We start from the raw sequence: 11,553 nt of genomic DNA on the forward strand, positions 1-11,553 counted from the left end.
TTTTTTACTAAAATTATCTTCAAAATAGACTATTTTAACATTATTCTAGCCAAATATCTTGATTTGGGTCTAGTCAGATAATGCAATAATGAGTAAAATAGAAAACGTTAATTATTTTTAAAGGAGATAATCTCAGTGGATGAAATAGGTTCAAACAAGAAATATATTTCGTGGCCGGTGTTAACTCTGATGGCCTTTTGTACCGTTATCGGCTTGGACGATATTATGTACAATTTCCAAAATCAGGGAATGCCTGTTGTCACTTCATGGATTATCATGTGTATTTTTTACGTGATTCCATATTCTTTAATGGTTGGTCAATTAGGATCAGTCTTCAATAAGGAAGGTGGTGGTCTGTCATCATGGGTCCGCGGGACAGATGGTGAATTTTTAGGCTACTTTACTGCCTGGACATACTGGGCAGCCTCAATTCCTTATGCAGTTGATTCAGCTAACACAATTATTGTCGATATTGGCTGGGCTGTTACCGGCTCTGGCAAATTTCAGGACCAAATTTCTAACAAAAACTTTGCGCTCATGACCTTTGCCATGTTTATTATCTTCATTATTATTGAACATTACTTCTCACGTTCAATGGAAGTTTTGTCAACAATCGGCGGCGGCATGATGCTGATTATGACCTTCATGTTTGTCTTCTTGGCATTCGTTGGTTTAAGTAAATCCGGCGGCCACATGGCAACCACCAACTTCACTTGGCACTCACTTATTCCTAAATTTGACATGCACTATTGGACTACAATTGCCATGTTAATCTATGCTCTTAATGGTTGTGAATTAGTGGCACCATACGTTACCAAGATGAAGAAGCCTAAGTCTGACTTTCCAAAAGCCATGATTGCTTTGGCAATTATGACCATCTTCTTAACTGTCTTTGGTTCATTTGCACTTGGCATTTATTTCAATGCCAACCATATTCCAAATGACTTGAAGATGAACGGTGAATACTACGTCTTTGACATGGTTGGTCGACAATATGGTCTAGGCAAGAGTCTGCTTTACTTATGGTCTTGGACTTCTGTCTTTTACAACGCTGCTCTGTTAGCTGTTTTATTAGACGCCATGACAAGAATGTTAATTTCTGATACCGGCGACAAGTACATGCCGAAGTTCTTACGCAAAAAGAACAAGAATGGTCTGCCAATCAATGGTTACATTCTAACTGTTGCCTTATCAGCATTCATTATGCTTCTTGGCATTTTCTTACCCAACATGAATGATATTTTCAATTGGTTATTAAACTTAAACGGGATTATTTCACCAGGTGTTACCTGCTGGATCTTCTATTCCTTCATGCGAATTAGAAAGAATTCCAAGAAATTCTCGTCTGACTATGTCTTTATCAAAAACGATAAGTTGGCCTATCTAGCAGGACTATTCTTACTAGTAGTTACAGCTGTCGCAACCATTTTGGGAATCGCCCCACTGGATGTTAAAGAATTCAGTAGTTATTGGTGGTACGAATTAATTATTAATATCGTCGCAATTGTTGTCCTAATTGGACTAGGCGTGATTTTGCCAAGTATTAGACGCCGCGAGGAAGAGTATGGAATTGCCTTCAGCCGCGACCAATGGATTACCATGTTTGTTCTAATTATTGGCTCAATTGTCCTTGATCTCTATCTTGGTGGTCAGAACCTCAGCAAGATAGACTTTGGTCAATTCAAATTAGGCTTAAACATTATTATTATCGTTATTGAAGCCATCTTAGCAATTTTAATTTGTTGGTTAGTTGGCAGAAGAAAGCCAAGTAACGCAAGAAATTAATTAAATATTTTTAGAGCAGCCTCACAGTAATGTGGAGCTGTTTTTATTTGCAAAATAATTGTCGATATTAATTAAAATATTATCCCAAGTACTATATAATGACTTTAGGATACAATTAAGGAGCAGAACATGACAAAAATTCCATTTAAAGCAGTTGCCGTCGATATGGATGGTACCTTTGAAAATGACGAAAAGACGTTTGATCGGCAACGTTTTGACAAGATTCTAACTGAATTACACAAGCATCATATCCACTTCATTGCGTCTAGCGGTCGCCCATTATCACGCCTGCAAAAAGATTTTCACGGCTTTTTGGACCGAATTGATATTGTTGCCGATAACGGCTCAATCTTAACGCAGGACAATCATATTATTTTGCGGCATGTCTTCACTTATCAGACAGGAATTAAACTAATCAGCTTTATCCAAGATAATTATCCAGCAACTGAAATTGCCGCCAGTGGTCTTGACCGTTCTTACATTAATAAACGTGCCAGCATAAAATTTAAAAATGCCATGCATTTTTTCTATCCTGATGTTATTGAAATTAACGACTTAACCAAGTTGCCGACTAGTGACAATTTAACTAAACTTACCCTTAATTGTGATGCCCAGTTAGCCAGCGAACTCGAACTAAAGTTTAATCAAAATAGCAGTGAACGCATCCACTGCACAACAAGCGGCTTTGATAATATTGACGTAATGCCTAATCGCGTTAATAAGGGGCAAGGGATTAAATATTTCTTGCGTTATTTCAACGTCAAGCCAGAAGAACTAATTGCCTTTGGCGACGGCATGAACGATAAGGAAATGATTGAATTGGCCGGCTTTAGCTACGCCATGAAAAACGGCAACCCTAAGCTAAAAGAAATTGCCAAGTATGAGGCTCCAAGCAATAACAACATGGGTGTGTTGCAGGTTCTAGAGGAATATTTAAAATAAATTTTATTTGGCTGCACTCCACTTATTCAAAAGAAGGATTTCTTAATTTAAGAGATCCTTCTTTTTTATTGAGCTTGGTTAATATGACGTTTAATTTCTGCGATTACAGGACCCTTAGCATCGGCATATTCTTGAACAGTTGCCCAAGATTTTTGCGCAAGTTCTTGTTTGGTCCGCTGATACTTTAATCGATCAACTAGATTGATACGCAGCCAATCGCGAAAAACAAGTAAATCATGCGTTTCTTTACTGTTCGGTCATTATTTACCAAAAAATATCTAGTATAAAATTAAAACTATGCTATAATTTTTTCATAGACTTAATGTTATATCAACTGGTTCTTCAAATTAACCTGTAATCTTCTGATCGGTAATCACACCTTCCTTTTTAGTGATTGATCGTATTACAACTTAATTAATGGAGAATAATTTTTTGGAAAATATATTATCAGTTAAACACTTAAAAAAGACTTACGAAAACGGACAACAAACATTTAATGCCCTTGTTGACGTTTCTTTTACAATTGCTAAGGGTGAAATTGTTTCGCTCTTAGGACCAAATGGTGCTGGCAAAACCACTACCGTATCAATTATTGGCGGCTACTTAATTCCTACTTCTGGGCAAGTCTTTGTTAACGGTCAAGAAATTACTACCGCAAAAAGACGACCACGAATGGGCGTTTCCTTTGGCGGCGAATTGGGCTTTTATCGTAATGCTACTGCTAAACAAAACTTGGCATTCTTTGCCGACTTAGCCAAAATTCCCTATCGCCAGCAAAAAGCTGAAATTGAACGCGTTTTAGAAATTGTCGCTTTAAAAAATGTCGCTAACAAAAAGGTCGGTACATTTTCAAAAGGTATGACCCAAAGACTGCACATTGCTCGCGCACTCTTAGGGCAGCCTGATTTATTACTGCTTGATGAACCAACAAGTGGTCTTGATGTTGAAATTGCCAAAAGCATTCGGGACACAATTAAATATCTAGCAAGTAATGGCATTAGCATCCTACTAACCAGCCATACAATGACTGAAGTTGAGGCCTTAGCTGACCGCATTGTTCTACTTGGTAGTGGCAAAGTCTTCGCTACAGGCAGTGTTGACGACATTGTTAACTTGTCAAAGGTCGACCACATTGATCGGCCGGCAACGTTAGAAGAATCATATCTGGCCTTAGCACCACAGTTAAGGAGGAACTAACATGCGTTTTCTTCGTTTATTCCTCTTTCACGTTAAGGACTATCTGTCTGACCAATATTTTGTTTGGTTGACAATTACCAGCACAACTGCGATTTTTCTAATGCAATACACAATTGCCTATGCTCATCATAACCTAAATAATCCCATGTTGTGGCTACAAAGCGGCATTTTTGGAATGTGGTCGTCTTGTACAACCGTCGCTGGCTGTATCAGTTTTGAAAAATATAAGGGAACATTACCTTATTTATTAAACAACCAGTATGATGAACGTGCATCCCTCATCACACTGCTATTGCCTGCTTCTGCCTACGGCCTGTTCGCCTTCCCACTCAGCTTTTTATTAGCAAAAATCCTTGGCGTTGCTACCGGCAACGTTAGTTTGCAATTAATCCTGACTATTGTTCTATTATGGCTCGGCGCGGCTACAATGGGCATCTTGATTGCCTCATTTTTGACCTTAACAACAGACGCAATGGTCTACGAAACTTTAATCGGAACACCCATTGTCCTGTTAGCTGGCTTATTTGGCAGCGCCAAAATTCTGAAACCAATAACTAATTTTTCACAGTGGCTAATCCCAATTACTGCACCAATTGCAACGTTAACTAGACAAGCTAATTTTAATTGGTGGGCATACTGCTTTAGCCTCGGTCTATGGCTGTTGTTAATCGGTATTATTGTCCGAAGAGTCAACTTCTTGGCTAGAAAGAAAGGAGCTCTGAAGATTATCTAATGATTGCTACTCAATTTTCTTCACTATCTTTCTTACATAATTGGCGCACGAAACTAGTTTATTTTTTCCTGACGCCTCTAATCGACATGCTATTGTTAGTCCTAATTACCACGCAATACACTGGTAAATTCAATTGGACTGTCGGCATTGCCTCAATTGCGATTGATGCCGCACGATTATCATTGCAAACCATGAATGAATTACTAGTTAAGGATGCAAACTTGCGCATTGATGTTGAAATGGTTACTAAAAGACCATTCAGTCCACGTTATTGGCTCAGTAAAGCACTGGTTGCGCTGCTTGTTGGCAGTCTACTTGCAATAATCAACCTTTTTCTAGCCTTTTGCTTAGGAGCGCCAATGGCAATTATTATTCGCGCCTTAGTTATGTTACCGGTACTGTGCATTGATGGTATTATCTTAGGCTTTACTGCCTGGACCATCTCATGGCAGATGAATGATCCTTACTTTGCACAAAACCTGTTCAGCTCATTGATTGAACTTGTTTCTGGTATTTTGGTAATTATCACAGCCTATCCAACTTGGTTAGCCAAAATCGCCTTACTATTTCCATTTTATGGGCCAGTTAATTTAATTAAAACTGGACATGGTAATCTCGCGGCTGGTTATTTAATAATTATTATTTGGTTGCTAATTGGCCTAATCGGCTATATAATTCAGCTTAAACAAATTCGTCAAACTAAAGGACATCGGTACTAAAAATGATTAGACATGCAAAAATAACAGACAGTGCTGCCATTCAGAAAATAAATTGCGCGCAGTTGGGATATGATTATCCCTTGATTAAAACCCAAGCCAACATCAAGCGATTGCTCGCTGACCACCACCACTTAATTTTAGTGGCAGAAGACGCTCACACAGGTAAAATCACAGGTTACGTTCACGCGGAACTTTATCAAGAAACTTACTTTGATCCCATGCTCAATATCATAGCTTTAGCTGTAGCCAAAGATGCGCAAAATCGTGGCATTGGTACTGAATTAATGACCGCAGTTGAAAAATATGCCCAACAGCACAAGATAACAGCTATCCGTTTAAATTCTAGTACTAGCCGAACCGAAGCACATCAGTTTTATGCTAAAATCGGCTATTCATTTGACAAAACCCAAAAACGCTTTTCAAAAAAGTTATAAGCAAAAAAGACACTTGGCGATTACGCTAAGTGTCTTTTACATGACTAAATTTTTGCTTTTCCTAACAAGACTGAACTAATAACTACCGATAATGAACTAAAAGCCATTGCAAGTCCAGCTAATTCCGGACTGAGTATTAGGCCAACGCCGGCAAATAACCCAGCCGCAATTGGTATTCCCAATACATTATAGATAAATGCCCAAAACAGATTGAGTTTAATGCGATTAAAAGTTTTGCGGCTCAACTTTAAAGCCCGTACAACATCCATTAGATCATTTTTCACTAAGACAATGCCACCAGAGTCAATAGCGACATCAGTGCCAGAGCCCATTGCAATCCCAACATCGGCCTGTGTTAATGCAGGGGCATCATTAATGCCGTCACCAACAAAGGCAACTCTGTCTGTTTCCTGCAGTTTTTGAATCTCTGCTGCCTTTTCAGTTGGTAAAACACCGGCAATAACTTCATCAATCCCTACCTGCTGGGCAATTGCCTGCGCTACTTGAGAATTATCGCCAGTCAACATGACGGTTTTTAGCCCTGCTGCTTTAAGCTGGGTAATTGCCTGACTACTGTTTTTCTTAGGTACATCTTGAATAGCAATCAAACCAATAATTTTATCAGCTAAGGCAACTACGATAACCGTCTTCGCTTCTTGTTCAAAAGTCGTAATTTGTGCCGCAATATTAGGCGACATTATAGCGGACATCATTGTCTGACTGCCAACCATAGCCTCTTTACCAGCAATTGTGCCAGTCACACCTTTACCCTCGATTGCACGAAAGTTATCTACTAACTGTAATTGAACCTTGGCCTTTTTAGCAGCTTGTAAAATGGCCGCAGCTAGCGGGTGTTCCGATAGTTTTTCCAAACTAGCGGCAACTTCCAAAACCTGCTTATCGCCAATAATATCAGTTACTTGCGGTTGACCGGCCGTGATTGTGCCAGTTTTGTCAAATACAATTGTCGTTAGATTATTGGCAGCTTCCAGTACCTCACCATTTTTAATTAAAATGCCCTTTTTGGCACCTAAACCCGTGCCCACCATTAATGCTGTTGGTGTAGCCAAACCAAGAGCACATGGACAGGCAATAACCAGGACTGAAACGGCAAAAACTAGGGCTGTGCCGACGCTTTTGCCAAGTAACAGATACCAGATTAAAAAGGTGGCAATGGCAATTATTAAAACTGTAGGCACAAAAATATCGGCAACACGGTCAGTCAAATTTTGAATGGGTGCGTGACTATTCTGCGCCTTTTTCACAATTGCCACAATTTGCGCGAGCATTGTATCACGACCAACCTTTTGTGCCTTAAATTCAAAGGTACCATTCTGGTTGATTGTCGCACCAACCACTTGATCGCCTGGTCTTTTGCTGGTTGGCATGCTTTCACCCGTGACCATTGACTCGTCAATACTGGACACGCCAGATATAACGACACCATCAACCGGGATCTTTTGCCCCGGTTTAACTTGGATTACATCACCCACAACGACTTCAGCGATTGGCACTTGCACAAATTGACCATCCCGTTTAACGAGCGCGTCCTTTGCTTGCAAATTAGCTAACTTGCCAATCGCGTCCGAAGCGTTACTGCGCATTTTTGCTTCCAACACTTGCCCGAGCAGTACAAAGGTAATTACAAAGGCGGCACTTTCAAAGAAAACCGGCTGCTGCTTAAACATGGCATAGATGCTATAAAGATATGCGGTCAATGTTCCTAACGCAACCAACGTGTCCATATTAGCGTGATGCTTTTTAAATGATGCCCAGGCACTGCTAATGAATGGCCCTGCAGAAATTAACATGATTAATGTTGTCAAAACTAACATGGTCCATTTGTCGCCAGGAAGCATCCAACCACTTAACGGTTGAAGCACCATCTCGACTAGCATTGGCAAAGACAAAACTAGCGCTGTCCAAAAGCGCGTCGTAATTTTCATTTAATAGCCCCTACTTAACAATCACTTGACCGTGGAACATATTCATACTGCACGCCCAGTCATAAACACCAGACTTAGACGTGTCAATCTTGACTTCCTCAACTTGACCTTGAGGCAATTTTTGATCGATTCCTAAATCAGAAAAAACAACATGGTCAAGACAAGTTGATGCATCTGTACGCTTAAACTTCAACGTTGCTGGCACGCCCTTTTTAAGGACAACTCGTTCAGGCGAATAACCACCCTTAACTTCAATGTCCACACTCTGGTGGTCACGGTTAACTGCAGCTTGTTCTGCCTGCACCTGATGCTTGCCAAAGAACCACCATGCAATAAAGCCAATTAGTACAATGCCTACTAGAAAAATAATAATTTTAGTCATATTTTTTACCTCATTAATTATTGTCTACATTTGTAAACTATAGTTAGTATATATTTTAAATTTATATTTGTAAACATTAATGCTTTTTTGCCAAAAAAATACTCGCTAAACTTAATTAGCGAGTTACACCCTTAGTCTGCATCAACGCGGTTAAGCCACATTGCAAGTGACTTATCAGCTGGTTGACTGCCAATTTCAGCCAAGATGTGCTTGAGCTGGGTACGACTGTTAGGTACATTGGTTAACACCAAATTCAAATATTCAGCAAGCGACAAGCCCAATTTATCAATTTTCAATTGGGCATTAGTGAGTGCGCTATTATCCATATTTACTGAAATTAACTGCTCATTCATTTTGATTTCTTCCATGCTAATCTTTTCCCTCCAAGTTTCGACTGCAAAAAAACATTTTAAGCAAAACATATTGTTATTGCAAGGTTTTTGCGTTTTGTAGAATAGTTTATGCTATATTAATATTAGAAAGTAAAAACACAGTTCGGCTGGTAGTCCGGACGTGACCGTACGCGGTCATCAGTAACCTGCTTCCTTGGTTGTCCATCTTTCTTAATTTTTTAAGGAGGATGATGTATATTTTGCCAAACTTCAAAATTGAAGCGCCATCCTATCTAGACTAAACTAGTAATAGTTAATTAAAATTATTCAAGGAGAATTAATATGAAAATATTTGTAATCGGCGCAACCGGTATGGCTGGTTCTGCTTTTGTCAAAGAAGCAGCTAAAAATGGTCTTGAAGTTATTGCTAATGGTCGTTCAGAAGACAAGTTAGCTAAGTTAAAATCTGAAGTTCCAAGTATTCAGACTTTAGCGCAAGATGCCTTTACTTTAACTAAAGACGATTTCGCTGACTGTGATGCAATTGTTGATGCCTTTTCAACGGCTCCAGCACAAGCATATCGCCACACTGACTTAGCTGCTCATTTAATTCGTTTGTTCAGAGAAACTACTAGTCCACGTTTGGCATTCACTCTTGGTGCCGGCAGCTTAATTACTGGAGCTGACCACCACCGCGTCTTACAGGATATTGAGCAAGATGAGTCAACTAAACCATGGCGCAACACCCCAAAGAACCAATACTTTGAGTACCAATTCTTGCAAAACGTCGATAATGTCAATTGGTTTGGCGTTTCGCCAGCTAACTTATTCGTTCCGGGTGAAAAGGTTGCTAACATTCTTTATGGCAAGGACGAATTGCTATATAACGAACAAGGTGAATCAGTTACTACTGCCGGAACTATGGCCACGGTTTTGGTCCAAGAACTTTTAACACCTAAGCACCACCAAGAACGCTTTACTGTTGCTAATGGCTAAAATATAAAATTGCTCCATATTGTTAGAGATCAAACTAACAGTCAGGAGCATTTTTTGTATAATTTAATATTTGATTTAAAGGCACTAAAAATACACGACTCCAATAAAATATTGAAATCGTGCATTAATTAATTTTTATAAACGTACATCTTCAACTTGCTGCTTGAAAAATAAATTTATTAATTTGAAAAAGACAAACCCTATTAGAGCTCCCAAAGTATTAAGTAATAAGTCATTAACATCAAAAATTCTATTTCCAAGATAGAAAAAGCTTAGAATTAATTGCACACTTTCAATTAGTAATGAGCTTAAAAGCATTAGCCAAAGATTATGCCATAATCTAGAATATTTATCTTTAAATACAGCTGCAAAAAACGACAATGGCGCAAGCAGTACAATATTACCTATTAACTGTAATGGCAAATAATTTTCTAATAAGTTGAACCTTAAATTGATAAATAGCTGTTTACCAAACTTTAACTTAGCTGGTAACGAGTTATCCAAAAACAAAGGTATTGGGAAAATTGTAACATCTAGTAATACCCATAAATAAATTAAAAACAATCCACTTAGTAATATTCTTTTCCAATTACGTTTTTGACTTTTAAATTGTCGAATTGCAATTATGATAAAAATAATCAAAAATATCGGCAATAATATCGTTCCATTTATTTCTATTGGAGCTGCGTACCATTTTCCTGAAATATAAACCATTATTCTCCTTCTTCGCTTTCAGATAATGATACAAATTATAACCCACTATACAGCAAAAAACTGCTTGATTTTCATCAAACAGTTTTTGCTTACCCTAATTTATCTAAAAATTAGCCGTTTTAACATAAGTCTTATCGCCAACAATATAGTATGACGTACCATGAAGTGTGACGAGATCACCATAAACGGTAACTGCCTTGCCTTGCTTCAAAGTCTTTTGGTTAGCACGAGTACCATATCTGTTATAAACATATGCATTATGCTTCAGATTAATCTTAGTACCAGTAATATTTTCAACCGCAATGTAGCCTCTATTCGTCTTATAGAAGTTTCTACCCGCAATACTATGAACTGTGTGATCGGTCTTAACCCGCGAACCAGCATTCAGGATAACCTGGTTAGCCCGCTTGCCATTTTCATCATACAGATAAGAATTGTGCATTACTCGATCCTTAGCTAAATCAATTGCAATAGCTTGGACAGGTCTTAAATCACGACTTGGCTTCTTAAAGTTAGTAGCTCTTAAGAAGTAACCTTTATCGGTCTTATAGAACTTCTTACCTCTAATATTAATTGGTTCACCATAAGTTTTAACCGTCTTACCACGCTTAAAGACCTTCTTCGCAATCCGCTTGCCATATTTGTTATACAGATGGGCATTATGGATCAACTTTTGCTTAGTACTTAAAACATTTCCAGTTGCTAAATAATAATTATCATCCAAGATATAGAAGTCTCTACCATCAATTGTCTTGATGCCATATACAGAAACTACAGAACCTGTCTTAAATACTGCTTCATTAATTCGATGACCAGCATTGTTATAAAGGTAGGCATTGTGATGCAAAGTTACACTTTCACCTTGCTTAGCACCGATTATTACCGAAACTGGAACTACAACACTGGTCCCATTAGGTAAAGTTACCAGTACTGAGGCCGAATCAGTCTTACCAATAATTGATGTATCTGGAGCTTGATGCCACGTATAAGTAGTACCAGTTGGCAAGCTTGCCGAATTTCCAATTGCTTGTTCAGCATATTTATTATCTTGATCTAAGTCTGTTCCTTGCGGAATTGTGACACTACCACCAATTGGCTGTGAATTATCACTCGGTGTTTCTACATTACCTGAACCACCAGGATTACCAGCGTCGTTAGTAACGTTCAACGGTACCTTAACTACTTGCTTTGTACCATCACCATAGTTAACTACAACATAAGCATCCTTAGAACTTGGGTTATTTGTATCAATTGTTCCCGTACCATCTGCGTTAGCTGCCCAGCTAAACGTTGCGCTTGGATACTTAGCTATAATCTTGGCATTCTCCGTTGGATCTAGAGCGGCCTCAGCTTGACTAGCTGTCAGGTTATCG

At 38.7% G+C, this 11,553-nt stretch carries 12 protein-coding genes and 1 pseudogene; 7 read left to right on the forward strand and 6 right to left on the reverse strand.

Going from position 1 to position 11,553, the window contains the following annotated elements; all coding sequences use genetic code 11:
• Nucleotides 1-135 precede the first annotated feature (135 nt).
• Together PT278_RS02475 and PT278_RS02480 are read left to right on the forward strand one after the other, a co-directional pair.
• A complete protein-coding gene (locus PT278_RS02475) occupies nt 136-1,785 on the forward strand; it encodes an amino acid permease (RefSeq protein WP_277129922.1) in 1,650 nt (549 codons plus the stop codon).
• Nucleotides 1,786-1,914: 129 nt separating this feature from the next.
• A complete protein-coding gene (locus PT278_RS02480) occupies nt 1,915-2,727 on the forward strand; it encodes a Cof-type HAD-IIB family hydrolase (RefSeq protein ID WP_277129924.1) in 813 nt (270 codons plus the stop codon).
• A gap of 65 nt (nt 2,728-2,792) precedes the next feature.
• Here PT278_RS02480 and PT278_RS02485 read toward each other — a convergent pair.
• Nucleotides 2,793-2,969 (reverse strand): annotated as a pseudogene (locus PT278_RS02485) (GrpB family protein); the annotation flags it as partial.
• A gap of 190 nt (nt 2,970-3,159) precedes the next feature.
• Between PT278_RS02485 and PT278_RS02490 the strand changes: the two are divergent.
• Genes PT278_RS02490 through PT278_RS02505 form a run of 4 tightly spaced genes read left to right on the forward strand, consistent with a single transcriptional unit; the run spans nt 3,160 to nt 5,810 of the window.
• Nucleotides 3,160-3,924 (forward strand): ABC transporter ATP-binding protein, encoded by a 765-nt coding sequence (locus PT278_RS02490; RefSeq protein ID WP_277129926.1) that lies wholly within the window; start codon nt 3,160-3,162, stop codon nt 3,922-3,924.
• A 1-nt stretch (nt 3,925) separates the two neighbouring features.
• Nucleotides 3,926-4,657 carry a multidrug ABC transporter permease gene (locus PT278_RS02495; protein WP_277129929.1) on the forward strand — a complete coding sequence of 244 codons (732 nt, stop codon included), beginning with the start codon at nt 3,926-3,928 and terminating at the stop codon, nt 4,655-4,657.
• Entirely contained in the window at nt 4,657-5,376 is a 720-nt protein-coding gene (locus tag PT278_RS02500; RefSeq protein ID WP_277129932.1) for an antibiotic transporter permease, read from the forward strand. The genes PT278_RS02495 and PT278_RS02500 overlap by 1 nt, the downstream gene beginning before the upstream one ends.
• Nucleotides 5,377-5,378: 2 nt before the next feature.
• A complete protein-coding gene (locus PT278_RS02505; RefSeq protein WP_277129935.1) occupies nt 5,379-5,810 on the forward strand; it encodes a GNAT family N-acetyltransferase in 432 nt (143 codons plus the stop codon).
• Nucleotides 5,811-5,854: 44 nt separating this feature from the next.
• Here PT278_RS02505 and PT278_RS02510 read toward each other — a convergent pair whose 3' ends face one another.
• From PT278_RS02510 to PT278_RS02520, 3 genes are all read right to left on the reverse strand, one after another.
• Nucleotides 5,855-7,756 (reverse strand): copper-translocating P-type ATPase, encoded by a 1,902-nt coding sequence (locus PT278_RS02510; protein WP_277129937.1) that lies wholly within the window; start codon nt 7,754-7,756, stop codon nt 5,855-5,857.
• Nucleotides 7,757-7,766: 10 nt separating this feature from the next.
• Nucleotides 7,767-8,138: a cupredoxin domain-containing protein gene (locus tag PT278_RS02515; protein WP_277129939.1), complete on the reverse strand. Its 372-nt coding sequence runs from the start codon at nt 8,136-8,138 to the stop codon at nt 7,767-7,769.
• A 131-nt stretch (nt 8,139-8,269) separates the two neighbouring features.
• Nucleotides 8,270-8,506, reverse strand: a complete 237-nt coding sequence (locus PT278_RS02520; RefSeq protein ID WP_277129941.1) for a hypothetical protein — start codon at nt 8,504-8,506, stop codon at nt 8,270-8,272.
• Between the two features lie 306 nt (nt 8,507-8,812).
• Here PT278_RS02520 and PT278_RS02525 point away from each other — a divergent pair, with 306 nt between their 5' ends.
• A complete protein-coding gene (locus PT278_RS02525; protein WP_277129943.1) occupies nt 8,813-9,466 on the forward strand; it encodes an NAD(P)H-binding protein in 654 nt (217 codons plus the stop codon).
• Between the two features lie 135 nt (nt 9,467-9,601).
• Here the strand turns inward: PT278_RS02525 and PT278_RS02530 are convergent, their stop codons facing one another.
• A complete protein-coding gene (locus PT278_RS02530) occupies nt 9,602-10,180 on the reverse strand; it encodes a VanZ family protein (RefSeq protein WP_277129944.1) in 579 nt (192 codons plus the stop codon).
• Between the two features lie 103 nt (nt 10,181-10,283).
• Nucleotides 10,284-11,553 (reverse strand): SLAP domain-containing protein (locus tag PT278_RS02535; RefSeq protein ID WP_277129946.1); only part of this gene is annotated, 1,270 nt, incomplete at its 5' end.

This window comes from Lactobacillus sp. ESL0703, from assembly GCF_029433435.1.
Taxonomy (GTDB): domain Bacteria; phylum Bacillota; class Bacilli; order Lactobacillales; family Lactobacillaceae; genus Lactobacillus.